The organism is Enterobacter sp. KBR-315C3_2022, from assembly GCF_041399425.1.
GTDB lineage: Bacteria > Pseudomonadota > Gammaproteobacteria > Enterobacterales > Enterobacteriaceae > Enterobacter.
In genome coordinates this window covers 1-26,514 of record NZ_JBGKEB010000012.1, presented here as the reverse complement: position 1 = coordinate 26,514, position 26,514 = coordinate 1, and the positions used below count along the sequence as shown (strand labels likewise).

General features: G+C 55.6%; 26 protein-coding genes, 2 tRNA genes and 3 pseudogenes. 20 read left to right on the top strand and 11 right to left on the bottom strand.

The features are described from left to right. Nucleotides 1–185: 185 nt before the first annotated feature. Nucleotides 186–653, top strand: coding sequence for an outer membrane lipoprotein SlyB (gene slyB / locus AB8804_RS13970; RefSeq protein WP_112009532.1), 468 nt, complete (start codon nt 186–188; stop codon nt 651–653). Between the two features lie 218 nt (nt 654–871). Next, the gene (locus AB8804_RS13965) at nt 872–2,233 is read left to right on the top strand and encodes an MASE4 domain-containing protein (protein ID WP_371187087.1); all 1,362 of its coding nucleotides are present in this window, start codon (nt 872–874) and stop codon (nt 2,231–2,233) included. A gap of 36 nt (nt 2,234–2,269) precedes the next feature. Here the strand turns inward: AB8804_RS13965 and slyA are convergent, their stop codons facing one another. Continuing rightward, nucleotides 2,270–2,710, bottom strand: coding sequence for a transcriptional regulator SlyA (gene slyA / locus AB8804_RS13960; protein ID WP_371187085.1), 441 nt, complete (start codon nt 2,708–2,710; stop codon nt 2,270–2,272). A gap of 186 nt (nt 2,711–2,896) precedes the next feature. Here slyA and AB8804_RS13955 point away from each other — a divergent pair, with 186 nt between their 5' ends. The 3 genes from AB8804_RS13955 to AB8804_RS13945 are packed head-to-tail and all read left to right on the top strand — an operon-like array spanning nt 2,897 to nt 6,029. Beyond that, nucleotides 2,897–3,133, top strand: a complete 237-nt coding sequence (locus AB8804_RS13955) for a DUF1656 domain-containing protein (RefSeq protein ID WP_371187083.1) — start codon at nt 2,897–2,899, stop codon at nt 3,131–3,133. Between the two features lie 2 nt (nt 3,134–3,135). After that, nucleotides 3,136–3,996 (top strand): efflux RND transporter periplasmic adaptor subunit, encoded by an 861-nt coding sequence (locus AB8804_RS13950; RefSeq protein ID WP_371187081.1) that lies wholly within the window; start codon nt 3,136–3,138, stop codon nt 3,994–3,996. Beyond that, complete coding sequence (locus tag AB8804_RS13945; protein WP_371187079.1) at nt 3,996–6,029, top strand: FUSC family protein; 2,034 nt, start codon at nt 3,996–3,998, stop codon at nt 6,027–6,029. The genes AB8804_RS13950 and AB8804_RS13945 overlap by 1 nt, the downstream gene beginning before the upstream one ends. Here the strand turns inward: AB8804_RS13945 and sodC are convergent. The 3 genes from sodC to AB8804_RS13930 all read right to left on the bottom strand — a co-directional run bounded on the left by sodC (nt 6,008) and on the right by AB8804_RS13930 (nt 7,791). Beyond that, on the bottom strand, nt 6,008–6,526 hold the full coding sequence (gene sodC, locus AB8804_RS13940) for a superoxide dismutase [Cu-Zn] SodC (RefSeq protein WP_371187077.1): 519 nt from the start codon (nt 6,524–6,526) through the stop codon (nt 6,008–6,010). The genes AB8804_RS13945 and sodC overlap by 22 nt on opposite strands. Nucleotides 6,527–6,606: 80 nt before the next feature. Continuing rightward, complete coding sequence (locus AB8804_RS13935; RefSeq protein ID WP_371187075.1) at nt 6,607–7,503, bottom strand: aldo/keto reductase family oxidoreductase; 897 nt, start codon at nt 7,501–7,503, stop codon at nt 6,607–6,609. A gap of 48 nt (nt 7,504–7,551) precedes the next feature. Then, nucleotides 7,552–7,791: a DUF1289 domain-containing protein gene (locus AB8804_RS13930; protein ID WP_371187073.1), complete on the bottom strand. Its 240-nt coding sequence runs from the start codon at nt 7,789–7,791 to the stop codon at nt 7,552–7,554. A gap of 149 nt (nt 7,792–7,940) precedes the next feature. Here AB8804_RS13930 and eptA point away from each other — a divergent pair, with 149 nt between their 5' ends. From eptA to rnt, 5 genes are all read left to right on the top strand, one after another. Beyond that, on the top strand, nt 7,941–9,566 hold the full coding sequence (gene eptA / locus AB8804_RS13925) for a phosphoethanolamine transferase EptA (RefSeq protein ID WP_371187321.1): 1,626 nt from the start codon (nt 7,941–7,943) through the stop codon (nt 9,564–9,566). A 40-nt stretch (nt 9,567–9,606) separates the two neighbouring features. After that, complete coding sequence (locus tag AB8804_RS13920) at nt 9,607–10,206, top strand: TetR/AcrR family transcriptional regulator (protein WP_371187071.1); 600 nt, start codon at nt 9,607–9,609, stop codon at nt 10,204–10,206. Between the two features lie 53 nt (nt 10,207–10,259). Beyond that, entirely contained in the window at nt 10,260–11,357 is a 1,098-nt protein-coding gene (locus tag AB8804_RS13915; RefSeq protein ID WP_371187069.1) for an alkene reductase, read from the top strand. A gap of 99 nt (nt 11,358–11,456) precedes the next feature. Then, nucleotides 11,457–11,864 carry a lactoylglutathione lyase gene (gene gloA / locus AB8804_RS13910; RefSeq protein WP_371187066.1) on the top strand — a complete coding sequence of 136 codons (408 nt, stop codon included), beginning with the start codon at nt 11,457–11,459 and terminating at the stop codon, nt 11,862–11,864. Nucleotides 11,865–11,960: 96 nt separating this feature from the next. Then, on the top strand, nt 11,961–12,611 hold the full coding sequence (rnt, locus tag AB8804_RS13905) for a ribonuclease T (RefSeq protein ID WP_371187064.1): 651 nt from the start codon (nt 11,961–11,963) through the stop codon (nt 12,609–12,611). A gap of 45 nt (nt 12,612–12,656) precedes the next feature. Here the strand turns inward: rnt and grxD are convergent, their stop codons facing one another. Beyond that, entirely contained in the window at nt 12,657–13,004 is a 348-nt protein-coding gene (grxD, locus tag AB8804_RS13900; RefSeq protein ID WP_371187062.1) for a monothiol glutaredoxin 4, read from the bottom strand. 338 nt (nt 13,005–13,342) lie between these two features. On the opposite strand from grxD, the gene AB8804_RS13895 reads away from it, so the two are divergent. Further along, on the top strand, nt 13,343–14,116 hold the full coding sequence (locus AB8804_RS13895) for a C40 family peptidase (RefSeq protein ID WP_371187060.1): 774 nt from the start codon (nt 13,343–13,345) through the stop codon (nt 14,114–14,116). A gap of 121 nt (nt 14,117–14,237) precedes the next feature. Beyond that, nucleotides 14,238–14,819: a superoxide dismutase [Fe] gene (sodB, locus tag AB8804_RS13890; protein WP_371187058.1), complete on the top strand. Its 582-nt coding sequence runs from the start codon at nt 14,238–14,240 to the stop codon at nt 14,817–14,819. A 37-nt stretch (nt 14,820–14,856) separates the two neighbouring features. On the opposite strand, the gene AB8804_RS13885 is transcribed toward sodB, so the two are convergent. Both AB8804_RS13885 and AB8804_RS13880 read right to left on the bottom strand, forming a co-directional pair. Next, on the bottom strand, nt 14,857–16,023 hold the full coding sequence (locus AB8804_RS13885) for an MFS transporter (RefSeq protein ID WP_371187056.1): 1,167 nt from the start codon (nt 16,021–16,023) through the stop codon (nt 14,857–14,859). Between the two features lie 165 nt (nt 16,024–16,188). Next, nucleotides 16,189–16,278, bottom strand: a complete 90-nt coding sequence (locus AB8804_RS13880; protein ID WP_371187054.1) for a YnhF family membrane protein — start codon at nt 16,276–16,278, stop codon at nt 16,189–16,191. Between the two features lie 297 nt (nt 16,279–16,575). On the opposite strand from AB8804_RS13880, the gene purR reads away from it, so the two are divergent. After that, nucleotides 16,576–17,601: an HTH-type transcriptional repressor PurR gene (purR, locus tag AB8804_RS13875; RefSeq protein WP_297117577.1), complete on the top strand. Its 1,026-nt coding sequence runs from the start codon at nt 16,576–16,578 to the stop codon at nt 17,599–17,601. A 16-nt stretch (nt 17,602–17,617) separates the two neighbouring features. On the opposite strand, the gene punR is transcribed toward purR, so the two are convergent. Then, the gene (punR, locus tag AB8804_RS13870; protein ID WP_371187052.1) at nt 17,618–18,529 is read right to left on the bottom strand and encodes a DNA-binding transcriptional activator PunR; all 912 of its coding nucleotides are present in this window, start codon (nt 18,527–18,529) and stop codon (nt 17,618–17,620) included. Nucleotides 18,530–18,643: 114 nt separating this feature from the next. On the opposite strand from punR, the gene punC reads away from it, so the two are divergent. Both punC and cfa read left to right on the top strand, forming a co-directional pair. Continuing rightward, on the top strand, nt 18,644–19,843 hold the full coding sequence (gene punC, locus AB8804_RS13865; protein WP_371187050.1) for a purine nucleoside transporter PunC: 1,200 nt from the start codon (nt 18,644–18,646) through the stop codon (nt 19,841–19,843). A gap of 297 nt (nt 19,844–20,140) precedes the next feature. After that, entirely contained in the window at nt 20,141–21,289 is a 1,149-nt protein-coding gene (gene cfa, locus AB8804_RS13860) for a cyclopropane fatty acyl phospholipid synthase (protein WP_371187048.1), read from the top strand. 30 nt (nt 21,290–21,319) lie between these two features. On the opposite strand, the gene AB8804_RS13855 is transcribed toward cfa, so the two are convergent. Next, nucleotides 21,320–21,961 carry a riboflavin synthase subunit alpha gene (locus tag AB8804_RS13855; RefSeq protein WP_371187046.1) on the bottom strand — a complete coding sequence of 214 codons (642 nt, stop codon included), beginning with the start codon at nt 21,959–21,961 and terminating at the stop codon, nt 21,320–21,322. A gap of 224 nt (nt 21,962–22,185) precedes the next feature. Here AB8804_RS13855 and mdtK point away from each other — a divergent pair, with 224 nt between their 5' ends. The 5 genes and pseudogenes from mdtK to AB8804_RS13830 all read left to right on the top strand — a co-directional run. Then, on the top strand, nt 22,186–23,559 hold the full coding sequence (gene mdtK, locus AB8804_RS13850) for an MdtK family multidrug efflux MATE transporter (RefSeq protein ID WP_371187044.1): 1,374 nt from the start codon (nt 22,186–22,188) through the stop codon (nt 23,557–23,559). Between the two features lie 153 nt (nt 23,560–23,712). Beyond that, nucleotides 23,713–23,789: transfer RNA gene (locus tag AB8804_RS13845), tRNA-Val, on the top strand. Nucleotides 23,790–23,793: 4 nt separating this feature from the next. Beyond that, a tRNA-Val gene (locus tag AB8804_RS13840) sits at nt 23,794–23,870 on the top strand. Between the two features lie 158 nt (nt 23,871–24,028). Next, nucleotides 24,029–24,280, top strand: a pseudogene (locus AB8804_RS13835) (SPASM domain-containing protein); the annotation flags it as partial. Next, a pseudogene (locus AB8804_RS13830) lies at nt 24,267–24,920 on the top strand (sulfatase-like hydrolase/transferase); the annotation flags it as partial. The pseudogenes AB8804_RS13835 and AB8804_RS13830, both read left to right, overlap by 14 nt. Nucleotides 24,921–25,102: 182 nt before the next feature. Here AB8804_RS13830 and glgS read toward each other — a convergent pair. After that, on the bottom strand, nt 25,103–25,303 hold the full coding sequence (gene glgS, locus AB8804_RS13825; RefSeq protein WP_371187042.1) for a cell surface composition regulator GlgS: 201 nt from the start codon (nt 25,301–25,303) through the stop codon (nt 25,103–25,105). Nucleotides 25,304–25,511: 208 nt separating this feature from the next. Beyond that, nucleotides 25,512–26,022, bottom strand: a pseudogene (locus tag AB8804_RS13820) (contractile injection system protein, VgrG/Pvc8 family); the annotation flags it as partial. Between the last annotated feature and the right edge of the window lie 492 nt (nt 26,023–26,514).

The window sequence follows — 26,514 nt, the reverse complement described above, 5'->3', positions numbered from 1 at the left end:
ACTAATACTTTTTAACAATCTCAGAGACGTCACGCAGTGCAACATTTGTTTATGCACCGTTAAGTCAAATTCAAGTACAATTTTCTTATTGATAGTGCAAAGATGGGAATGATGGCTTTTTATGCCATATAATTTAGCCATGACGGATGCCCAAAGCGGGCGTTTTTGGTGAACAGGAGATTCAAATGATTTTACGTGTACTGGGCGTTTCACTGATTGGTTTAACACTGGCGGGCTGCGTCAATGACAGCTCTCTTTCTGGCGACGTATACAGCGCGTCTGAAGCTAAACAGGTTCAGAACGTTACTTACGGTACGATTGTTAATGCACGTCCTGTTCAAATCCAGGGTGGCGATGATAGCAACGTCGTTGGCGCGATTGGCGGTGCGGTGCTGGGTGGGTTCCTCGGGAACACCATTGGCGGCGGCACGGGCCGTTCTCTGGCTACCGCGGCTGGCGCAGTAGCCGGTGGCGTTGCGGGTCAGGGCGTTCAGGGTGCGATGAACAAAACCCAGGGCGTAGAGCTGGAAATTCGTAAAGACGACGGCAGCACCATTATGGTTGTGCAGAAACAAGGCAATACGCGCTTCTCTGCTGGCCAGCGCGTGGTGCTTGCAAGCAACGGCAGCCAGGTTACCGTTTCTCCGCGTTAATGTTGAAAGGGTGTAGTCTTTTGGCTACACCTTTTATTATATTCATCAATCAAATATATAACCCCGCTAAATACATTCACGCCATTTATATTTAATACCATAATACTTTCGTCATCACCTCTTTATATTGCTCCTGCGCAAAGCATCCCGTTCTTAAATTGGTAAACTCCGCATAACGTCAAAAATGATGAATTAAATTATTTTGTTACAAAACACCTATGATATTGAATAATCGTTATGTTAAGAACCGCTATGTTTGCTTCTGCATGGGCTGCATACTCGTTATTGGTATATTGAACGGCTTGTATTTAAAATTCGCCGAGTGGGTACCTTCATTTTCACCCTTACTTTTCCCTACGCTGACCATTTTTTTACTGGTATTTCATCTGTTTATTGCCTGTTTTATGGTAATGAAATACGGGTGCGACAGAAGACGTCTTTATCTGATCGCCATCGCGTTTGCATTCGCCGGATCGGCACTACTCATGACGGGCACGCTGTCCAGTTTCCCGGCCTGGCTCCATTACTACAAGCGCGACGCGATTAACTATAACGACGCGATGATCTTTTTCTCGTTCCGTCACCTGCTGATGTCCGTGCTGTTCACCGTTTCTGCCGTGCTCTATACGCTGCGCCACCAGCCGCTAACGCGGGTAGTCCACGTTATCGTTGTGTCGGGCGTTGTTCTTTTCACCGCCGGCATAGTGGCGCTGGCCTGGCTCTACTCCAGCAATTCGCCAATACTCTCCGTTGACCTTGTCGATAACGGAACGCTGCAGTTTATGGCGCTCTGGAGTCAGGTAATTAATATCATATTAATTATTCTCTGGACGGCCACTCTGATAGCCCTGATGATTATTACGCGCGTGCGCGATCTGTTCTGGCACGCCGGTAATTTTTTATGCGTCTGTTATATCGTGACGTTGACCATGCTGTTATTAGGCGGGCACGCTGAGGACTTTTCATGGTATCGCGCGCGTTTATTTGAAACCGTCGCGACGTTATTGATTATTTTCGTGCTGCTATATGATGTATTTAATCTTTATCGCGCCTCAACGTTAAAATATGAGCAGTCATATCAAAATTCTATTCGTGACCCGCTCACGCGACTCTACAACCGCAGCTATTTTTATGAATCGTTAACCCAGGCGCTGAGAACGGCAAACGCTAACCACCCTGTCTCCGTTATTGTGAGTGATCTCGATCGTTTCAAGCGAATTAATGATTGCTACGGACACTTGCAGGGCGACAAAGTATTAATGTTTGTCGCCAATCTGTTAATGGACTCCGTGCGCCCGCAGGACATTGCTGCGCGCATCGGCGGCGAGGAGTTTGTGCTGATGCTGGCAAACACGCCGTCCGACGCGGCGCGGCAGGTGGCCGAGCGCATCCGCATGCACCTCAGCAGCTTTGACAAAATCAGCAGCGGCGGCCATTTGCCTGAAACGATCACCATCAGCATGGGGGTGTTCACCGCTGCGTCAGGCGCGATTTCACCTGAAGAGTGCGTGGAGTGTGCGGATAAAGCGATGTACGAGGCCAAAGAAACGGGGCGCAATCGCGTCGTGGTCTTTCACTAACAAAAGGCCTTGCGGATGCAAGGCCTTTTTTCACTGCTAGTCGCGAGCCTGCAGCTCGTGAATGTTTTGCTCGAGACGCGCAATAAGCCCAACGAGCATTTCAAGTTCGGCTGGTGAAATCCCCGCAAGGATCTCCCCTCGCGTCTTGCTGATCACCGCTTCCATTTCGGTAATGATCGGCTCCGCTTTTTCCGTGAGCTTGATACGCTTCGCGCGACGATCGCTGGCGCAGGTTTGGCGGGAGATAAGCCCTTTATCTTCAAGCTGGTCAAGCGTGCGCACCAGCGAGGGCTGTTCGATCCCTATCGCTTTGGCCAGCTGAATCTGCGACTGATCGGGCGGCAGCTGGTGAATGTTGTGCAGCGTGACCCAATGCGTCTGGGTAAGCTCCAGAGGTTTCAGGCGATGGTCAATCAGAGCACGCCAGACGCGTACCAACCTTGCCAGATCAGAACCTAATGGCGATTCCAATTTCATCTCCTTATAATTAGCTTGCTAAGTTATTATACTGATTTTAGAATAGTGTGCAGCATTTGTATTGCCAAAACAAATGCAATACTGCATTCGTCGTGGCACAAAGTATGACTTACACTGAAGATTGACGCTTCGTTGTGTTAAGAAAAATGATTTTGTCATTCTACCCATAGCAAAGGATCACTGCTCGTGACGTTTTCTTACAGCTCGACGGGTCTCCCGCTCCAGGACCTGATCGTCGGTGCTTCAGTCTATTTCCCCCCTCTGTTTAAGGCCGTTCTTCTGGGCTTTTTGATCTGGCTCGTTGCGCACCGTCTGCTGCGCGACTGGATGTATTCCGGCGAAATCTGGCATCCCATGCTGATGGATCTCTCCCTGTTTGCGCTGTCCGTGTGTCTGGGCCTTGCCGTATTGATTGTGTGGTGAAAATGTCGATGAAAACGCTGAAATACTTTTCCACCCTGCTGGTGTTTGCCCTGGCGCTGATCGCTGGCTGGTGGCTTTGGAATTACTACATGCAGTCTCCCTGGACGCGCGACGGCAAAATCCGCGCGGAGCAGGTCAGCATTACCCCTCAGGTATCGGGCAGTATCACCACGCTTCTGGTGAAGGATAATCAGTTTATTAAGCAGGGCGATGTTCTGTTTCGCATCGACGATACGCCTTTCCATATTGCGGTGCTCAACGCCCAGGCCCAGCTCGCTAAGGCCCAGTCCGATCTGGCAAAGGCCAACAACGAGGCAAACCGCCGCCGCCATTTATCGCAAAACTACATTTCCGCAGAAGCTTTAGATACCGCAAACATCAACGTCAAGGCGATGCAGGCCAGCGTCGACGTGGCAGAAGCCACCCTGAAGCAGGCCCAGTGGCAGTTGACGCAAACGGTGGTGAAGGCTCCGGTAGACGGCTGGGTGACAAATCTCTCAACGCGTGTGGGCGACTATGCCACAACGGGAAAGCCGGTCTTTGCGCTGGTCGATAGCCACTCTTTCTACGTGGTTGGCTATTTTGAAGAGACCAAGCTACGCCACATTCGAGAAGGTGCCCCTGCCACCGTGACACTCTACAGCGGCTCGCAGACGTTACAGGGTCACGTATCCAGCATCGGTCGCGCCATTTACGACCAAAGCGTAGAGATAGATTCCGGCCTTGTGCCCGACATCAAGCCGAACGTACCGTGGGTGCGCCTGGCGCAGCGTATTCCGGTGCGGGTCGAATTTGACAAGCTGCCCGCCGACATTACGCTGGTCTCCGGCACCACCTGTACCGTCGCTATCGGTACCCATTAATGAACCTGCAGGCCTTTTCCTGGCGCAACACGCCGTGGCTTAAAGCGACGCGCCCCCAGTGGCGCTATGCGCTGCGAAACGGCATTGCGATGTGCGTGGCGTTAACCATCGCCTACTATCTGAATCTGGATCAGCCCTACTGGGCGATGACCTCGGCGGCGGTCGTCAGCTTCCCCACCGTCGGCGGCGTAATCAGCAAAAGCCTCGGGCGCGTAGCCGGCAGCCTGCTGGGCGCCACGGCGGCGCTGATTATCGCGGGGCATACCCTGAACGATCCGTGGCTGTTCTTGCTGAGCATGGCGGCCTGGCTGGGGTTTTGCACCTGGGCCTGCGCGCATTTTACCAACAACGTCGCCTACGCCTTTCAGTTGGCGGGCTACACCGCCGCGATTATCGCTTTTCCGGTGGTTAACGTGCTGGACACCACGGAGCTGTGGGATATCGCCCAGGCTCGCGTCTGTGAAGTGATCGTCGGTATCCTGAGCGGCGGGCTGATGATGATGATTCTGCCCAGCACGTCCGATGGGACGGCGCTTATCACCGCCCTCAGGACGATGCATACCCGCCTGCTTGAGCACGCCAGCCTGCTCTGGCAGCCGGATACCAATGACGACATCCGCCTGGCGCATGAAAAAGTCATCGCCCAGATCCTGACCATGAACCTTCTGCGCATCCAGGCCTTCTGGAGCCATTACCGCTTCCGTCGCCAGAACCGGCTGCTTAACTATCTGCTTCACCAGCAGCTGCGCATGACCAGCGCCATCTCCAGCCTGCGGCGCATGCTGCTCAGCTGGCCAACGCCTCCGGCGCAAACCCGAGAAGTGATCGATGCGCTCCTGGCCGCGCTCGCGCGCCCCGACGCGGACATTTATACCGTAGCGCGCATTATCGCCCCGCTCGCCCCTACGGACGAATACGACTACCGCCATCGCGCGTTCTGGCAGCGCCTGAACTATTTTTGCCGCCTGTATCTGCGCAGCAGCCGCTGGATAAAGGCCGTGGAAAACGCCACGCCGATTACGGAATTTGCGATCCCTGCCAGCCCTGCGCTCACGAGGCACACGGACTACATGGAGGCGTTGTGGAGCGGCTTTCGAACCTTCTGCGCGCTCACGCTCGTCGGCGCGTGGGCGATCGCCACGCAGTGGGAGGCAGGAAGCGCGGCGCTGACCCTGGCGGCCATCAGCTGCGTGCTCTACTCCGTCGCCGCGTCGCCGTTCAACTCCCTGACGCTGCTGCTGCGCACGCTGGTGCTGCTGTCGCTGTTCAGTTTCGTGGTAAAGTTTGGCCTGATGGTGCAGATTAGCGACCTCTGGCAGTTCCTGCTGTTTCTCTTTCCGCTTTTGACCACCATGCAGCTGCTAAAGCTGCAAATGCCGAAGCTGGCGGGGCTTTGGGGGCAGCTGATCGTCTTTATGGGCTCGTTTATCTCCGTCACCAACCCGCCGGTTTATGATTTCGCCGATTTCCTCAACGATAACCTGGCGAAAATCCTCGGCGTCGGGCTGGCGTGGCTGGCGTTTGCCGTCCTGCGCCCGGGGTCGGACGCCCGCAAGAGCCGCCGCCACATTCGCGAGCTGCGCCGGGGCTTTGTCGATCAGCTCAGTCGAAAGCCTCACCTGAGCGAAAACGAATATGAATCCCTGGTTTATCATCACGTTAGTCAGCTTAACACCAGCCAGGATTCCCTTTCCCGCCGCTGGCTGCTGCGCTGGGGCGTGGTGTTGCTGAACTGCTCGCACGTGGTGTGGCAGCTGCGCGCGTGGGAAACGCGCTCGGACCCGCTTTCGCAGGTGCGCGATATCTGTATTGCGTTGCTGAGGGACGTGATGAGCGAGCGCGGCGTTCAGCAGCGCCCGCTGAGCGTAACGCTTGCCAAACTGCAGCGAATTTGCGATAGCCTCGCGCGCCATCACCTTCCGGCCGCGCGGGATTTGGCGTCTATCGTATGGCGGCTGCACTGTTCGCTGTCGCAGCTGGAACAGGCTCCGCCACCGGGAACGATTGGGGATCAGATCACCCCGCAGGCGTAGCGCGCCCCGCCGCCGCCGAGCGGTTTAGGGCTATCGGACATGTTGTCGCCGCCGACGTGGATCATCAGCGCTTTGCCTTTGACCTCATCCAGCTTTTTCAGCCGCGGAGCTACGACCGGGTCCGTGGCTTTGCCATCGTTGTTCACCACCAGCACGGGCAGATCGCCAAGATGCCCCATTCCGTCAGGCCCTTCGTGCTTGCCCGAGTGCTGCGGATCGAGGTGACCACCCGCCGCTTCCGCGGCAGAGGCTTTACCCTCTTTCATTGCGGGCTGGCAACTGCCTTTTGCGTGAACGTGGAAGCCATGTTCGCCGGGCGGGAGTGCTTTCAGATTGGGCGCAAATTCCAGCCCCTTGTCGGTTTCGGTGATTTTTACCGTTCCGATGGACTGGCCGATACCCTGAGACGTGACGAGATTCATTTCCACTTCATCACTGGCCGCCTGCGCCCCTGCGCAAACAGCCAATGCAACCACAGCCAGAACAAAACGCTTCATGTGACCTCCCGGGTTATTTTTTAGCCTCTTAAGTGTATACCAGGGCCGAAGAATTCACCGGAAAGTCAGCGTTTTTCAGATTACGGAACGTCGTAGCCCAGCGCAGCCTTGCGGATGCGGAACCACTGCTGGCGGGTCATCTCCAGCGCTTCCGCGTTCAGCGCGGAGCGGACGCGCTCGATTTTGCCGGAGCCAATAATCGGCAGCGGCTTTGACGGCAGGCGAAGTATCCAGGCGTAAACCACCTGCTCGATGCTCTCGGCATTCAGCTCGCGGGCGACGGCCTCCAGCTCATCGCGCAGCGGCTGGAACTCATCGTCATTGAACAGACGGCCGCCGCCGAGGCAAGACCACGCCATCGGACGAACGCGCAGCTGCTGAAGCTGATCGAGCGTGCCGTCCAGCAGCAGCGGCTGGTGAACCGGAGAGATTTCGACCTGGTTCGTCGCCAGCGTAAACGGCAGACGGGACTGGAGGAGCGCGAACTGCGCTGGCGTAAAGTTCGACACGCCGAAGTGGCGGACCTTGCCGCTCTGGTGCAGCTCAAGAAACGCCTGCGCAACGTCATCCGCATCCATCAGCGGGTCCGGGCGGTGAATCAGCAGCAGATCGATACGGTCGGTTGCCAGGTTCACCAGCGACCGTTCGGCGCTTTCAATAATATGCTTGCGGTCGGTAATGTAGTGCCCGAGCGCGTTTTCAGGCTTTGCCGTGGTGGCGATACCACACTTCGTCACGATCTCCATACGCTCGCGCAGCGCAGGTGCCAGCTTGAGGGCTTCACCGAAGGCCGCCTCGCACTGGTAGCCGCCATAGATATCGGCGTGGTCGACCGTCGTAATGCCTAAGTCGAGGTGTTCTTCAATAAAGCTGGCAAGCTGTTGGGCGGACATATTCCAGTCCATCAAACGCCAGTAGCCCATCACAAAACGTGAAAATTCCGGGCCCTGTGGGGCAAGGGTAATACGCTGAACCATAACATTTTCCTCAAGGAAGTCATGCCCTGAGTATACGCAATTAGCGGATTAAAACAGTGAGGGTTGCTGAGGTTCTTCGGGTTGATCGGCTTTGTTTGCGCGTAATTTGCGCAAAAGGCGCTGTCGGCAGAGGCGAAGCACCTCCTGCTTTTGCGTGTCGCTAAAGTTTTGCCAGTTAAAACGCTCGTCGCGGGTGCGCATGCATCCGCGGCAGTAGCCGCGCTCGTCCACCTGGCAAATACCCCGGCACGGGCTCTGGACGGGGAAAAATTCCAGCTGCTCTGCCACAAACACCTCCGAAACGCCAATATTCAACTACAGTGAAGACGCTAAATGCCCAGCATGCAAGAGGATTAGCACAGAATTATGGCATTAAGGTTTCACTAATCTTCCCTCCCTATACTTGCGCTATCACTATAAAGAATGGTTTTTTAATGATGTGGTTTGCTAAAAAGTTACAGTGTAACGATATAAAATTCACTCTGGGCTGCGCCCTCTTCTTTACGGCGCTTAACGCGCTTTTCATTCAACGCAGCTGGGCGATCATCGCGCCATCGCAGCTGCATGACGTCCTCTTCGCCGCCTCAGTGCCGCTGGTGCTGTTCTGCGGATGGGTGATTGTCTTCAGCCTGCTCAATATCCCGTATATCCGTAAGCCGCTGCTGATTGTGCTGACGATGGGATGTGCCGCAGCGACCTGGTTTATGTACGCCTACGGCGCGGTTATCGATCAGAACATGATGGTTAACGTCTTTGAGACTAACTCGCAGGAAGCCACCGCGCTGGTCACCCCACAGATGATTTTGTGGATTGTGGTTGCGGGTCTGGTGCCGTCGGTGGTGCTCGCGCTAACGCGTATTCGTACCGGTAAATGGTGGTACGTACTGCTTACACGCGTTGCCGCGATACTGGGCGCGCTGCTGGTGATTATCCTCGTTGCCTCCGTATTCTATAAAGACTACGCGTCGCTGTTTCGCAACAATAAGGCCATCGTCAAAATGGTGACCCCGGCGAACTACGTAAGCGCCCTCATGAAATACAGCAAAACCCGCTGGTTTGCTGGCGATCAAACGCTGGTGCGCATTGGGGAAGATGCCCACAAAGGCCCGCTGATTGCGGGTCAGCAGAAGAAAACCGTGCTGGTACTGGTGGTGGGTGAAGCATCACGCGCGGCGAACTATTCGCTGAACGGCTACGGGCGCGAAACGAACCCGCAGCTGAAAAAACAGAACGTGATTAACTTCCCTAAGGCAACCTCCTGCGGCACCGAAACGGCCGTTTCCGTTCCATGCATGTTCTCCGGGATGACGCGCCAGCATTACGATGCCGATCTGGCGCGTCACCAGGAAGGCCTGCTCGATGTGCTCAAGCACGCGGGCGTGAATCTTCTCTGGCGCGACAACGACGGTGGATGCAAGGGCGCCTGCGACCGCATCCCGCACACGGACATGACCCAGTGGAACCTGGATCAGTTCTGCAAGGATAAGTCGTGCATTGACGACGTGAATTTCTACCGGCTGGACAACGTGCTGGACGGGCTGAAGCAGGATACGGTTCTGGTCATTCACCTGATGGGGAGCCACGGCCCGGCCTACTACCGCCGCTACCCGGAGAGCTTCCGACAGTTCACGCCGACCTGCGATACCAATGAAATCCAGGACTGTAATCATCAGGCGCTGATGAATACCTATGACAACACGATTCTGTACACCGATAGCATGGTCAGCAAAACCATTGATACGCTGAAGGCGCGCCAGGGAAGCATGAACACCGCGCTGGTGTATCTATCCGATCACGGCGAATCGCTGGGGGAAAGCGGTATATACCTTCACGGCACGCCGTATATGCTGGCCCCGGAGCAGCAAACGCATATCCCGTTTATCTTCTGGCTGTCCCCGGACTATGCAAAAAACTTTGGCGTCAACGAGCAGTGCCTGCGCGACCGTGCAGCAAAAAGTGCGGTTTCACAGGACAATCTGTTCTCCACCGTTCTGGGAATGATGGACGTTAAAACAAGCGTTTATCAGCAGCAGCTGGATATTCTGGCGCAATGTCGATCATAACGGGCTTGAATTAGACCGAATGGTCTATTAGAGTGACGGCATGAGCAGAAATACAGAACACGATACGCGCGAACATTTACTGGAAACCGGCGAGCAGCTCTGCATGCATCGCGGGTTTACCGGCATGGGGCTGAGCGAGCTGCTAAAAACCGCTGAAGTGCCGAAGGGTTCGTTCTATCACTATTTTCGATCCAAAGAGGCCTTCGGCGTGGCGATGCTGGAGCGGCACTACGCTGACTATCATCAACGCCTGGCGGTTCACTTTGCCAGCGGTGAAGGCAACTACCGCGATCGCGTTCTGAACTACTATCAGGAGACGCTGACGCAGTTCTGTCGGCAGGGCATCATCAGCGGCTGCCTGACGGTCAAACTTTCTGCCGAAGTCTGCGATCTTTCAGAAGATATGCGGACCGCCATGGATAAAGGTGCCAGCGGCGTGATTGCCCTTCTGGCGCAGGCGCTGGATAAAGGCCGCGAGGAGAAAACGCTGAGCTTTACGGGCGACCCGCTAACCCAGGCGCAGGTTCTCTATTCGCTCTGGCTGGGCGCAAATCTTCAGGCCAAAATTTCTCGCAGTGCCGTGCCGCTGGAAAGCGCGCTGGCACATGTGAAAAGCAGTATCACAACGCCTCGCGTGTAGCAGGCGTTTTTATTTAACCCATTACTAGTCGACTGGTCTACTCAGGAGCTTTTATGTCCGCTGAAAAGTTATTTACCCCACTGAAAGTGGGCGCCGTTACCGCGCCAAACCGCGTATTTATGGCTCCCCTTACCCGCCTGCGCAGCATTGAGCCGGGTGACATCCCTACGCCTCTGATGGGTGAATATTATCGCCAGCGCGCAAGTTCGGGCCTGATTATCTCGGAAGCCACGCAGATTTCCGCTCAGGCGAAAGGCTACGCCGGCGCGCCGGGGCTGCACAGCCCGGAGCAAATTGCCGCGTGGAAGAAAATCACCGCGGGCGTTCACGCTGAAGAGGGCCGCATTGCGGTTCAGCTGTGGCATACCGGCCGTATCTCACACAGCAGCATCCAGCCCGGCGGCCAGGCACCGGTTTCCGCCTCTGCCCTGAGTGCGAATACCCGCACCTCCCTGCGCGATGAAAACGGCAACGCCATCCGCGTCGATACCTCGATGCCTCGCGCGCTGGAGCTGAACGAGATCCCTGGCATCGTGAACGATTTCCGCCAGGCGGTCGCCAACGCTCGCGAAGCCGGCTTCGACCTCGTCGAGCTGCACTCCGCTCACGGCTATTTGCTGCACCAGTTCCTGTCGCCTTCTTCTAACCACCGTACCGACCAGTACGGCGGCAGCGTTGAAAACCGCGCCCGCCTGGTGCTGGAAGTGGTTGACGCCGTGTGCCAGGAGTGGAGCCCGGATCGCATCGGGATCCGCGTCTCTCCGATCGGCTCTTTCCAGAACGTCGACAACGGCCCGAATGAAGAAGCAGACGCGCTGTACCTGATTGAAGAGCTGGCAAAACGCGGCATCGCCTACCTGCACATGTCCGAGCCGGACTGGGCTGGCGGCCAGCCCTATACCGAAAGCTTCCGTCAGAAAGTGCGCGAGCGCTTCCACGGCGTGATCATCGGTGCAGGTGCCTACACGCCTGAGAAAGCGGAAGACCTGATCGCGAAAGGCTTGATCGACGCCGTGGCGTTTGGCCGCGACTTCATCGCCAACCCGGACCTGGTTGCTCGCCTGCAGAAAAAAGCCGAGCTGAACCCGCAGCGTCCGGAAAGCTTCTACGGCGGCGGCGCGGAAGGCTACACCGACTACCCTTCTCTGTAATTCCTGCCAGAGTCATTGATAGCGGCGATATTTCGCCGCTATACTCAAACATCGTTTCTGTTAAAAAAGATAATCCATTCCATTGGTTAAGAGGAAATTATGCGCCTACTTCACACCATGCTGCGCGTTGGCGACCTGCAACGTTCAATCGAGTTTTACACCAGCGTGCTGGGCATGAAGCTGCTGCGTACCAGCGAAAACCCGGAATACAAATACTCGCTGGCGTTTGTGGGCTACGGCCCGGAAAGCGAGGAAGCGGTGATCGAACTGACCTACAACTGGGGTGTCGATAGCTACGAGCTGGGCACCGCGTACGGCCATATCGCGCTGGAAGTGGACAACGCGGCCGAAGCGTGCGAGCGCATCCGCAGCAACGGCGGCAACGTGACCCGCGAAGCCGGTCCGGTAAAGGGCGGCTCCACCGTAATTGCCTTCGTTGAAGATCCGGACGGTTACAAAATCGAGCTGATCGAAGCCAAAGACGCCGGTCGCGGTCTGGGCAACTGATCCCACAGGGCGCACTATGCGCCCTTAGTTTTACTGCATCCCCCGTCAAAATTTGCCATAATGCGCACTGCTTTTTTCCCCTTGTAAGAGACCCTGATGTCCGATAACGCTCAACTTACCGGTCTGTGCGACCGTTTTCGTGGTTTTTATCCCGTTGTCATTGACGTAGAAACAGCCGGATTTAACGCTAAAACCGATGCGCTGCTTGAGATTGCCGCCATCACGCTGAAGATGGATGAACAGGGCTGGCTTACACCGGACACCACGCTGCATTTTCACGTAGAGCCCTTTGAAGGCGCAAACCTGCAGCCGGAAGCGCTGGCGTTTAACGGTATCGATCCGAAAAACCCGCTGCGCGGCGCGGTGAGCGAATATGACGCGCTTCACGCCATCTTCAAAATGGTGCGCAAAGGCATGAAGGATAACGACTGCAGCCGCGCCATCATGGTGGCCCACAACGCGACCTTCGACCACAGCTTTACGATGGCCGCCGCCGAGCGCGCGTCATTGAAACGTAACCCCTTCCATCCGTTTGTGACCTTCGACACCGCCGCGCTGAGCGGGCTGGCGCTGGGACAGACGGTGTTGTCCAAGGCCTGCATTACGGCGGGCATTGAGTTTGACGGCACGCAGGCGCACTCGGCTCTCTATGACACTGAGCGCACCGCTGAGCTGTTCTGTGAGATAGTTAACCGCTGGAAGCGCCTGGGCGGCTGGCCGCTGCCGATGGGTGACAGCGAAGAATAAAAAAAAAGCGACCTTATCAGGTCGCTTTTTTATTTGAGCAGAAAATTATTCTGCGTCAGGCTCTTCGGTTTTGTACTTCGCCGCGGTCTCTTTGATCAGCTGCTGCAGTTCGCCACGCTGATACATTTCAATCAGGATGTCGCAGCCGCCAACCAGTTCACCGTCAATCCACAGCTGCGGGAATGTCGGCCAGTTGGCATATTTTGGCAGCTCGGCGCGGATATCCGGGTTTTGCAGGATATCAACGTAAGCAAAACGCTCACCACAGGCAGAAAGCGCCTGAACGGCCTGTGCGGAGAAACCACAGCTAGGCAGCTTTGGAGAACCTTTCATGTACAGGAGAATCGGGTTTTCAGCGATCTGGCGCTGAATTTTTTCAATAGTGGTGCTCATGTCTTGCTTCCTTAAACTTCTGTTACGGCATTCGTTTGATATTGTAGCGGTTCAAACGGGTATCGGAAAATAACATTTTTATCACGTCTATAGAGTTTAACGGTTGTCGCGATAAGTTGCATTGAAAATGAAGCTTAACCACAGGCAAGGTAAGGTTTTGCTGAGGGAGTGCGCGATCGGCAGTGTATTTGATGATTTTTTTTGCACTTGCTTACGAAACAGGAACGTTGATCGAAAAATGCTATTAACTTCTCGGCTTTATATAGATTAGAATCGACGGGTTTTGTAAATCATACGCGGGTATTATAGAAAGCCTGCATTTACCAGGGGACTGCCCAGTGGCGCGGATAAATAAAATCTCGATCACGCTCTGTGCTTTACTGTTTACCACTCTTTCTCTCACGCCAGCGGCGAAGGCCTCTGAACAGGCGCGGCATTCTGCCGTACAAAAAACGCATCTGGCGAAAAGCACTGAACGTAAGAAAAAAACCACCAGCAAGACGGCAAAGAAAAAAACCAGCACGCAAACCAAACATACCGCATCCAGTAAGACCAGCGTCAAATCCTCCAGAACGGCCCACGCAACGAAGCTTAAAGCACAAAAAACCGCCGCTAACCTCGCCACTGAAAAATGTACCGTTCGCAAAGGGCATAAAACCAAATGCTTTAAATCCGCGAAGCTTGCCGACGTGCATAAGGTTCGCATGCAGAAAGCGCAAAAAACGGCGATGAACAAGCTGATGGGGCAAATCGGCAAACCGTACCGCTGGGGGGGAACCTCTCCGCGCACCGGCTTCGACTGCAGCGGTCTGGTCTATTACGCCTACAAAGATTTGGTCAAGTTCCGCATTCCGCGTACGGCAAACGAGATGTACCATCTTCGCGACGCATCTCCGGTAAACCGGGGCGAACTGGAGAATGGCGATCTGGTCTTCTTCCGCACCCAGGGTCGCGGCACGGCCGACCACGTTGGCGTTTACGTCGGCAACGGTAAGTTTATCCAGTCCCCGCGCAGCGGTCAGGACATCCAGATTACCTCGCTCAGCGAAGATTATTGGGTACGCCACTACGTCGGCGCACGCCGCGTGATGACGCCGAAAACAATCCGCTAAACCCTGCCCTGCCGCTCTGGCGGCGGGGTAAGTTCCTCTTTTGCATACCCTTTCAATTTGCTACTCTATCCCTGTTGTCTGTAAGGTTATTGGCAACATCAAAACAATAAGGAGAGTAGCAATGTCGTTCGAATTACCTGCACTACCATATGCAAAAGACGCCTTGGCCCCGCACATTTCCGCGGAGACCCTGGAATACCACTACGGTAAACACCATCAGACCTACGTCACCAACCTCAACAACCTGATCAAAGGCACCGACTTTGAAGGCAAAACGCTGGAAGAGATCGTGCGCAGTTCAGAAGGCGGCATCTTCAATAACGCCGCGCAGGTGTGGAACCACAGCTTCTACTGGCACTGCCTGGCGCCGAACGCGGGCGGAGAGCCAACCGGCGAGCTGGCGAATGCCATCAATGCGTCGTTTGGCAGCTTCGCAGAGTTCAAAGCGAAGTTTACCGATGCCGCAGTGAAAAACTTCGGTTCCGGCTGGACCTGGCTGGTAAAAGAGGCCGATGGCAAGCTGGCTATCGTTTCCACCTCGAACGCTGGTACGCCGCTGACCGGCAGCGCAACGCCGCTGATGACCGTGGACGTGTGGGAGCACGCGTACTATATCGATTACCGTAACGCCCGTCCGAACTACCTGGAGCACTTCTGGGCGCTGGTGAACTGGGAGTTTGTGGCGAAGAACTTCGCCGCGTAAGAGACACGCAGAAGGGTTCGCCCTTCTGCGTTTTTGTTTAGTCTACCGCGCAGGCCGTTTCCGACTGTTTACGACCGGACATCAGCACCAGCAGCAGCCCCAGGGCCGCGACGATCGCGCCCATCACCGGCACAAATCCATATCCCAGCCCGCCTGAAATCACCGCACCACCGGCAGCCGCGCCCAGCGCATTCCCCAGATTAAACGCCCCGATATTCACCGAAGAAGAGAGCCCCGGCGCCTCGTGCGCAACGCGCATCACTCGCATTTGCAGCGGCGGAACGACCGCAAAGGTGGCGGCGCCCCAAACGACCATCGCTACGGCGGCTCCCACCTGGCTTTGCGCGAGCCACGGTATGGCCACCATGATGGCAATCAGCAGGGTCAAAAAGCCCTTCAGGGTTGCGCTAACCGAACGATCGGCGAGCTTGCCGCCGAGATAGTTGCCGATGGAAAAGCCCACGCCAATCAATACCAGCATCGCCGTAACGAACGCTGGCGTCGCGCGGGTGATCTCGTGCAGGACGGGAGCAATATAGGTGTAAAGCGTGAACATGGCGCCCGCGCCCAGCACCGTCGTCAGAAGCGCGGAAAGCACCTGCGGGCGAACCAATACCGACAGCTCTTTGCGCACGTCCGGCCTTTCGCCCGCCCCGCCCTTCGGCAGCGAGAAGAACAGCGCCACCATGGCGATCACGCCCAGTCCGGCCGTGGCCAGGAACGACATCCGCCAGCCAATCGCTTCGCCGAGCCACGTCGCAGCCGGTACGCCGCCAATATTCGCAATCGTCAGCCCCATGAACATGGTGGCGACCGCGCTGGCCTGCTTGTGCTTGGGTACAACGCTTGCGGCAACAACCGAGCCCAGGCCGAAGAACGCGCCGTGGTTGAGGCTCGTGAGAATGCGCGACAGCATCAGCGTGGTGTAATCGGGCGAAATGGCCGAGAGCACGTTGCCGAGGGTGAAGATAGCCATCAGGAAAATCAGCGCGTTGCGGCGTCCGCGATGGGAAAGCAGCAGCGTCATCAGCGGAGCCCCGACCATCACGCCGATCGCATAGGCGCTGATCAGCATCCCCGCCGCCGGGATCGAGACATCTACGCCCCTGGCGATAACGGGTAACAGCCCCATTGGGGAAAATTCAGTGGTGCCGATCCCAAACGCGCCAATGGCGAGGGCCAGCAGGGGGAAATTGATTTTCATGCATTAACTCCGGATGCCGCGACGTACCACGACGCAGAACAAAGAAGCCAAAAGCATGACATCAATCACAAAAAATGAGAAGTTAACAATTTGGCAAAAGATATTTGCCGGAGACGTAACAATCAGGAAGGTTACAGGAGGGAGAAGAATCTCCCCCCGTCAAAATCAGTGCAGTGCAGCCGTCAGCCCACCGGCAACAATCAGCGCCAGAACAATAACGGTGGTCATCAGCGAAAACTTAAGATCGGTACTCATCAATTTTTCTCCTTTTAATCCCCACACGGAAAGTGAGCTTGCTCATTTTTACACAGTTTACGTCAAAAATCTTCCCGGATTTAAAATGATAACCACTTTTGCTCTTCCCCTTTTCCTCAAGATAGGACAAAATTCCACGCTAAATTTATTAGCGTACCGGCCATTGACCCCCTCCTGACGTCCTGTGTCGTTTTCCCGGCGTGTCGCAATTCAAAATTGCGTAATAAGGGTGAGAGAAGGCAAACGTTTACCTCCCCATTTTTCAGGGCATTAGGATAGGGTCTGGAGTGACATTTAATGGCAACAATTAAAGACGTAGCAAAACGCGCAAACGTTTCCACTACAACCGTATCACATGTTATTAACAAAACCCGCTTCGTGGCGGAAGAGACGCGCAACGCCGTCTGGGCTGCAATCAAAGAACTGCACTACTCACCGAGTGCGGTTGCGCGCAGCCTGAAGGTTAATCACACCAAGTCTATCGGCCTGCTGGCGACCAGCAGCGAAGCGGCCTACTTTGCCGAAATTATTGAAGCCGTTGAGAAAAACTGCTTCCAGAAAGGCTATACCCTGATTCTGGGCAACGCGTGGAACAACATTGAAAAGCAGCGCGCCTATCTGTCGATGATGGCGCAAAAGCGTGTCGATGGCCTGCTGGTCATGTGCTCTGAATACCCTGAGTCCGTTCTCTCCATGCTGGAGGAGTATCGCCACATTCCGATGGTGGTTATGGACTGGGGCGAGGCGCGCGCCGATTTCACCGACTCGGTCATCGATAACGCTTTTGAAGGCGGCTACATGGCCGGCCGCTATTTGATCGAGCGCGGACACCGCGATATCGGCGTCATCCCTGGCCCGCTGGAGCGCAACACCGGCGCGGGTCGTCTGGCCGGGTTCATGAAGGCGATGGAAGAGGCGCTGATCAGCGTGCCGGAAAACTGGATTGTTCAGGGCGACTTTGAGCCGGAGTCCGGCTACCGCGCGATGCAGCAGATCGTGTCGCAGCAGCACCGCCCTACCGCCGTCTTCTGCGGCGGCGACATCATGGCGATGGGCGCGCTCTGTGCGGCAGACGAGCTCGGCCTTCGCGTGCCTCAGGATATTTCGGTGATCGGGTATGACAACGTGCGCAACGCGCGCTTTTTCACCCCGGCGCTGACGACCATTCACCAGCCGAAAGATTCGCTGGGCGAAACGGCCTTCAACATGCTGATGGACAGGATTGTCAGCAAGCGCGAAGAGTCGCAGTCCATTGAGGTTCACCCTCGCCTGATTGAGCGTCGCTCCGTTGCGGACGGTCCTTTCCGCGACTACCGCCGTTAATCCTCTCCGGGGCCAGCTACGCTGGCTCCCGTAGCCACTCCCTGTTCAGCGTTTCGCTATCTCCCAGATACTCCAGCAGCCAGGCCATTGCGGGCGACACGTCATTTTGCTGCCAGGTCAGGCAGCAGGCCGCGTCCGGGAACGGATTTTCCAGCGTCAGGGCAACCCATTCACCGGCATCAATACGCGGACGCGCAAAGTGGACGGGCACCATACCTACGCACAGCCCCGCGCTCAGGCAGGTTGCTGAAGAGTCCCAGTCGGGCGCCACCACGCGCCGCTGGTTGTCCAGCAGCCAGGTGATACGCTTGGGCAGCGACCGCGACGTATCTTCCAGCACCAGCGACGGACAGTTGCGCAACGCGTCATCGCTCAGCGGTCCTTCCATCGCCGCCAGCGGATGATGGCGCGCAACAACGCAGGTCCAGCTCAGCATGCCCATGTCCCGAAAAGCGTAGCGCCCGCCCACGGGGATCGCCTGGGTCGCGCCGATAGCCATCTCTACCCTGCCGTCCGCCAGCGCGTCCCACACGCCGTTGAACACCTCCTGCGACACCCGCAGCTCGACGTCCGAGAAGTGACGGTAGAAATCAACGATCATCTGCCGCGTGCGCTCCGGCCGGACGATATTATCGACGGCGATGGAGAGATGCCCGCGCCAGCCGTTGGCAATCTGCTGGCACTGCTCGCGGGTGATCTGCATTTTTTTGATAACAGAACGTCCTTCTTTCAAAAACCATGCCCCGGCCGGGGTTAATATCACATCGCGATGGCGCCGTTCAAACAGCGGAACGGCGAGCCATTCCTCCAGCTGCCGCACGGTATAGCTTACCGCCGAGGGAACGCGGTGCAGCTCCTGCGCGGCACCGCTGAAGCTGCCGTTGCGCGCAACGGCATCGACCACTTCAAGAGAATAATCTGACCACATTTTCTGCCTGCAAAATTTTTGAATGCAACCGCCAAATATTAGCGTTTCACAAGCCGCTTTGCACTCCCTACACTCTGCGCCAATATATCCCTGCCTCCTTGAGGAGAAAAACGAGTGCAACCCAGGAAAGGATTTTTAGTCTGGCTCGGCGGCCTGAGCGTGCTGGGCTTTTTAGCGACCGACATGTATTTGCCCGCCTTTGCCGCCATGCAGGAAGATTTGCAAACCCCTGCCGCCGCCATCAGCGCGAGCCTGAGCCTGTTTCTTGCCGGCTTTGCCTTCGCACAGCTGCTGTGGGGGCCGCTCTCCGATCGCTTTGGCCGCAAGCCGGTTCTGCTGCTGGGGCTGGCCATTTTTGCCGTCGGCTGTCTGGGCATGCTGTGGGTACGCGATGCCACCTGGCTGCTGGTGCTGCGCTTTATTCAGGCGGTGGGCGTATGCGCCGCGGCGGTCACCTGGCAGGCGCTGGTGACCGATTACTACCCGGCGTCGCGCACCAACCGAATTTTTGCCACCATCATGCCGCTGGTTGGCCTTTCTCCGGCCCTTGCCCCGCTGCTGGGCAGCTGGATCCTCGCGCATTTTGACTGGCAGGCGATTTTTGCCACGCTGTTTGCGATTACCCTGGTCCTGATGCTGCCCGCGTTCGCGCTCAAGCCCGCGCATAAAAAAGTGGAGCATGCTGACGCGAAGCCGATCACCTTCATCTCGTTGCTTAAGACCAGGGCCTACCGCGGCAACGTCCTGATTTACGCCGCCTGCTCCGCCAGCTTCTTCGCGTGGCTAACCGGCTCGCCGTTTATTCTGCACGATATGGGCTACAGCCCGGCAGCGATCGGCCTGAGCTATGTCCCGCAGACCATCGCTTTCCTGGTCGGCGGCTACGGCTGTCGCGCCGCGCTGCAAAAGTGGGAAGGCCAGCAGATGCTGCCGTGGCTGCTGGTGCTGTACGCGCTTAGCGTCGTTGGGACCTGGGCGGTAGGCTTTATTCCGGGCGCGGGACTGGCAGAAATTTTGATCCCGTTCTGCGTGATGGCGGTTGCTAACGGCGCTATTTACCCTATCGTGGTGGCTCAGGCCTTACGGCCTTTCCCTCACGCAACGGGTCGCGCTGCCGCATTGCAAAACACCCTTCAGCTCGGCCTGTGCTTCCTGGCAAGCCTTGTGGTCTCAGCGCTGATCGCCACGCCGCTGATGACGACCACCAGCGTGATGCTGGCAACGGTTCTCCTGGCTGCCCTTGGCTACCGGATGCAATCTTCTGCGCAAGCCGCTGAGGAAAGCCGCAGCGAAGCCGATCGCTCGCATGCCTAATCGCGGCTGATATTATGTTACGTTTCAGTGATTAGGTTGCTAAGAATTTTATATTGAATCAGCCATTTTTGAGGCCTATACTAAATTTGGTTCAATAAATACGATAAATATTAAGCGTTAACGGGAGCCGGAGTGCTCCCGTTTTACCATGGAAGGCTTTTCGGCAAGGGTTATCTCCCTTCCTCTGTTCTACGTCGGATACTAGCCTCGCGGGATTATCCGTGAGATTTCTCACAAACCATAAAAAGCGTCTACGCTGTTTGAAGGTTCTGATCACAGCAAGGTGATGGAGAAGCTATGAGTTCATCGTGTATAGAAGAAGTCAGCGTTCCGGACGACAACTGGTCCCGGATCGTCAGTGAACTGTTGGGTCGAGCCGGCATCACGATTAACGGACCGTCTCCTGCGGATCCGCAGGTTAAACATCCCGATTTTTTTAAACGCGTGCTGCAGGAAGGTTCCCTCGGCCTGGGCGAAAGCTATATGGACGGCTGGTGGGAGTGCGAGCGTCTGGACATGTTCTTCACCAGCGTGCTGCGCGCGGGGCTGGAGAAACAGCTTCCCCGCCATCTAAAAGACACGCTGCGCATCGCCTCCGCGCGCCTGTTCAACCTGCAAAGCAAAAAGCGCGCGTGGATCGTCGGTAAAGAGCATTACGACCTCGGCAACGATCTTTTCAGCCGCATGCTGGACCCGCTGATGCAATATTCCTGCGCATACTGGAAACAAGCCACCACGCTGGAAGAAGCGCAGCAGGACAAGCTGCGCCTGATCTGCGAAAAGCTGCAGCTCAAGCCCGGCATGCGCGTGCTGGATATTGGCTGCGGCTGGGGCGGGCTGGCCTGGTTTATGGCGAAACACTACGGCGTGAGCGTCGTGGGCGTGACCATTTCTGCCGAACAGCAGAAGATGGCGCAGGAACGGTGCCAGGATCTGGACGTGGATATTCGCCTGCAGGACTATCGCGACCTCAACGAGCAGTTCGATCGCATCGTCTCCGTCGGGATGTTCGAGCACGTGGGGCCGAAAAATTACGATACGTATTTCACGGTTGCTAACCGTAATTTAAAACCGGACGGTATTTTCCTGCTGCACACCATCGGCTCAAAGCAGACCGACAATAACGTCGACCCGTGGATCAATAAGTACATTTTCCCGAACGGCTGTTTGCCGTCGGTCCGCCATATTGCGAATGCCAGCGAGCCTCACTTCATCGTGGAAGACTGGCATAACTTCGGTGCGGACTACGACACCACGCTGATGGCCTGGCACGCGCGCTTCCTGGCCGCGTGGCCGGAAATTGCAGATAACTATTCCGAACGCTTCAAACGCATGTTTACCTATTATCTGAACGCCTGCGCGGGCGCTTTCCGCGCGCGCGATATTCAGCTCTGGCAGGTAGTGTTTAGCCGCGGAATTGAGAACGGTCTGCGCGTCGCACGCTAAATAAATAACCCCGGCAAGCCGGGGTTATTTTTATTCTTCTTCTACCGCTTTTATTATCGCCGCCTCTTTTGCGGCCAGCACGCGCTCAACGGTATCCACCACCGCCTGGGTTTGCGGATCGATTTCGATATTTACCCGATGCCCCAGTTTTTTAGCGCCCAGCGTCGTGCGCTGCAGCGTTTCGGGAATGAGATGCACGCAAAAACGCGTCGGCGTCACTTCACCGACCGTCAGGCTAATCCCATCGATGCCAATAAATCCCTTATACAGGATGTATTTCATTAATGCCGGATCCTGCATCTTAAACCAGATTTGGCGGTTATTTTCCGAGGTTACAATCTTCGCCACTTCGGCCGTGGACATGATGTGGCCGGACATCAAATGCCCGCCGATCTCATCGCTGAACTTCGCCGCGCGCTCAACGTTGACAACGTCACCCACCGCCAGCTCGCCCAGGTTGGTGATGCGCAGCGTTTCTTTCATGAGGTCAAAGCTAATCTGGTTACCGTTAATTTCGGTCACCGTCAGGCAACAGCCGTTATGCGCAATCGAGGCGCCGGTTTCGATGCCGTCCAGCATATATTCCGGAAGCTCTACAACGTGGGTACGAAAATTAGGTTTTTCATCGATAGACACCACTTTCGCCGTGCCCTGCACAATACCAGTAAACATGCCTATAGCTCCTGTTCATTCCTTACGGTGATGGCACCGTTTAATCCCACCACAATAACAGTTGGAAAAAGAGGTTGCCAGCGGAGCGCATTTTCTGGCGATTTTTTCACTAGATAATTAGTTAAACCCCGCTACAATAGCTGGCATCTCCCTTCATTTTCTTCTTGCTGCCTGTTTCGGCGGCTTTTTTGTCTCTCAAATAACAACAATACAAAGGTGTTCACGTGCAGAAGTACATGATTGAAGCGCGTCAATTATTGGCACTGGCGATACCCGTGATCGTCGCGCAGGTCGCTCAGACCGCAATGGGATTTGTCGATACGGTGATGGCCGGCGGCTACAGCGCCACCGACATGGCCGCCGTCGCGATTGGTACCTCTATCTGGCTTCCGGCGATCCTGTTCGGTCACGGCCTGCTGCTGGCCCTTACGCCGGTCATCGCGCAGCTTAACGGTTCCGGACGTCGCGACCGCATTGCCCATCAGGTACGCCAGGGCTTTTGGCTCGCGGGTTTTGTTTCGATCCTGATCATGGTCGTGCTGTGGAACGCGGGCCACATCATCCGCGCGATGCACAACATCGATCCTGCCCTTGCCGACAAGGCCGTCGGCTATCTCCGCGCGCTTCTCTGGGGCGCGCCGGGCTACCTCTTTTTCCAGGTCGCGCGTAACCAGTGCGAGGGGCTGGCGAAAACCAAGCCGGGCATGGTGATGGGCTTTATCGGCCTGCTGGTCAACATTCCGGTGAACTACGTCTTTATCTACGGCCACTTCGGCATGCCGGAGCTGGGCGGCGTGGGCTGTGGCGTAGCCACCGCGGCGGTTTACTGGGTGATGTTCTTCAGCATGATCACCTTCGTGAAGCGCGCGCGCGCCATGCGCGATATTCGCAACGCGACGAGATTCAGCACGCCGGACTGGAACGTGGTCACGCGGCTAATTCAGCTCGGCCTGCCGATTGCGCTGGCGCTGTTTTTTGAAGTGACGCTATTTGCCGTTGTGGCGCTGCTGGTCTCCCCGCTGGGTATCATCGACGTGGCCGGGCACCAGATTGCGCTCAACTTCAGCTCGCTGATGTTCGTTCTGCCGATGTCGCTGGCCGCTGCGGTGACGATTCGCGTCGGCTACCGTCTGGGGCAAGGCTCCACGCTGGATGCGCAAACCGCCGCGCGGACCGGGCTGGGTGTGGGCGTGTGTATGGCCGTCTGCACGGCGCTGTTCACCATCACGCTGCGCGAGCAAATCGCCCTGCTCTACAACGACAATCCGCAGGTGGTGATGCTGGCGTCTCACCTGATGCTGCTGGCGGCGGTTTACCAGATATCGGACTCTATCCAGGTTATCGGCAGCGGCGTGCTGCGCGGGTATAAAGATACGCGCTCCATTTTCTTTATCACCTTTATTGCCTACTGGGTGCTCGGCCTGCCGACGGGCTACGTGCTGGCGCTGACCGATCTGGTGGTTGACCGCATGGGCCCGGCCGGATTCTGGATGGGCTTTATCATCGGCCTGACCTCGGCGGCCATCATGATGATGCTGCGGATGCGCTTCCTGCAGCGCCAGCCGTCCACGGTGATTTTGCAGCGCGCTGCGCGTTAATCAGGCAGTAGCCGCCCGCTGGCGGCTACTTTCTCTTCACTTTGCGCGGTAATGAAGCAATCGCGTGAAATCAGAGAGAAAATTGCATTTTCCCTCTTGCCTCAACCGGGCAGTGCCGCTAATATTCGTCCCCGTTGTCACCGACAACACGTTGCGTTCATAGCTCAGTTGGTTAGAGCACCACCTTGACATGGTGGGGGTCGTTGGTTCGAGTCCAATTGAACGCACCATTCTGCGTCTGTAGCTCAGTTGGTTAGAGCACCACCTTGACATGGTGGGGGTCGATGGTTCGAGTCCATTCAGACGCACCATTCCTTTATCTCTCGTAATCCCTTAATTTTTAATCTGAACACCTGATATGCCTTCGGCTTAGCATGTTGCGTCTGGTTAAAGAATCTTCCCTTTTATTTTCAATACCAGTCCAGGCTCATTCAGCGTTAGCCAGCACTTTTACGTACCTTCTGCAGGTGTGGGAAAGGTATTCGTCCAGTTTTTTTGACAATCTTCCTGGCGAGTGGGCAGGCCAACCCGCCACGCTTTGCACCATGCAGCCCACCTGCGGACAAAGCCTGCTGGTGGAGAAAAATGGCGATGTTTACAGCTGCGATCACTTTGTCTCTCCGGAATACAAACTGGGCAATCTGACCCGGGACGCAATGGCTGAACTACCGACTCGCCGTTTCAGCGGCAGTTTGGCCAGCAGAAGGCCCGACTATCCGCTGCCCGCAAACCGCCATCAACCTCTGAACGAACCGGGCAGACCTGCGGCCCATCAGGAGTACCAGAATGCGCGGGCAGCAATGTAGGGGCAGTTTCCGGACGAAGACCGCCGCTGGCGCAAGTTACTGGATTATTATTTCAACTGTATTCGCGACAATGACCAGCATCTTGAGGCCATTGTCAACGAACTGGATAACCTGTCATTAACCGATAAGACGATTATTGTGTTTACCGCTGACCACGGGGAATTAGGCGGTTCGCGCCAGATGCATGGCAAAGGCTCCTCGATTTATAAAGAACAAATACATGTGCCCATGATTATTCGTCATCCGGCTTATCCGGGGAATGTCCGCTGTAACAGCGTCACCAGCCATCTGGATTTAGTGCCCACGCTGGTTGGCCTGACAGGCGCTGTTAAATCAAAACGGGATAAGGTTCTGGCGGGTAGAAAAGGTCGCGACATGAGCACATTGCTGGCCCAGCCGGAAAAACATCGGGAACTGCTGATGAAAATGAATGACAAGCTGAATCAGCTCATCGCCGACGAAATCGGTCATGATGACGGCAGCTATATACCACCATTTAATGGCAGCCGCTGGGATTTAACGGCTGCAGAAATTTATCAGTATATGCGGGATTAACATCATACCGCCTCCTCATTTTCAAACGGGGAGGCCGTGCCTGAAAGATCTTATATTTCCGACAGGCGCGGAAGCTTGCGGGAGTCCGAATCGGCGCAGCAGTCGCTTGGGTGATAGGCAGCGCGGTCGGTTAACTGGATACTGAAAAGCACAACGGGCCGTTAAGCCCGTTGTCTGTTGCATCACCGCAGTTCTCTTACCCTCGCCCGCTCGGCCTGCTTTCGGTAGTGGTCGTATCGCTCCCGGAACCATGCTTGCTGTTCATCACTCATATTGCCGGTTACGGCAGCAACATCTATCGGCTGACCCAGAGCGTGCATCCGGGCAAAACTGTGCGCCAGAAAATCAAAGTTCTTTAGTGCATGTAATTCTTGTTGGTTCATCGCATATACCTCCAGTCATAGTATTTGCTGTTCAAGGTCATATGCTTTTCTGATTTCAGTATCTGCCTGGGAAAGATCGTTTTTTGAGCGATGCGTGCGTAATTGACTGCCTGAGTTCACATTTTGGAATGCGAACACCCTCAGCTCTCAGTAAGGATGTTGGCTGCTCATTTACAGGATAAACACCCTGGTGATAAAGAGGACTCGCTCTCTTCTTTTTCGAACGGACGAAAAACGCGCCCGATTCGGTTTCCAGCTCCGGGCTGGTGTCATCACCCACCTCGCGGTAAGGCGCTGCGTAGTGGAATGCTCTCCGGTGATGACCGCGTCACGCTGACCGCCGCATCCATCGGCGTGGCGGCGGTGCGATAGTTGTAATCCCGCGTAGCGACCGTGCCCGTGACAACCCTGTGCCAGGTCCGCACGTCCCACACCGATTCCGCCTCGCCGTCGAACAGGCCCGATGGCTCGCTGTACGGCAGATGCACATCAAACTGGTAGTGAAGCTGGCTGTCGGCGAAGATGTAGGTATCCAGCTCGCGGCTGTTGTCCATCTCCGTGCGCCAGAAAATGCCCACCTCAGACAGAATGCGCTGGATAAATTCGAGGTCCGTTTCCCGCCACTGAGTGATAATTTCACGCGCCGGGTAGGTGCACTCCAGCCGGAACTCAAAATCAGGCCCCTCCAGCCCGTGGCCGCGCAGCACCTGCTCCACCACCTCCGGCAAGGACTGGGCTTCTTTATGAGTGCTTTAACAATCAATTGCGAAGAAGTTAACCGCATTCAGGAATATGCCATCCGTCCCATCCATCACTTGTAGGATATATTGCGTTCTGCCCATGCCACTCCGGTGCTACCAAATCAGAAAATTGTGATTGCCAAAAATACCACGCAGAGCTTTTAATTTTTTTCCATTCTGGTCATATACATTAAAAAATGATTGATTAGAAAACAATCTCAACACGCTTCCAATTCCACCATACGGACGATAATCAGGAATATAAGTAACTAACTCACAGTTCTTATCACGATTCCATATTGAATCATTCTTTATTGCGTTTCTATAAGCCATGATTTTAATTGCCATTAAAAACATAAAAAGCAATGTGATCGAGATGAAAAACAAAACAAATATTTTTTTATAGCGTTACTCATTTATATTCCCCTTTTTCCAGAAAGCATATTCCTCCATATCAATGTTATTTAAATG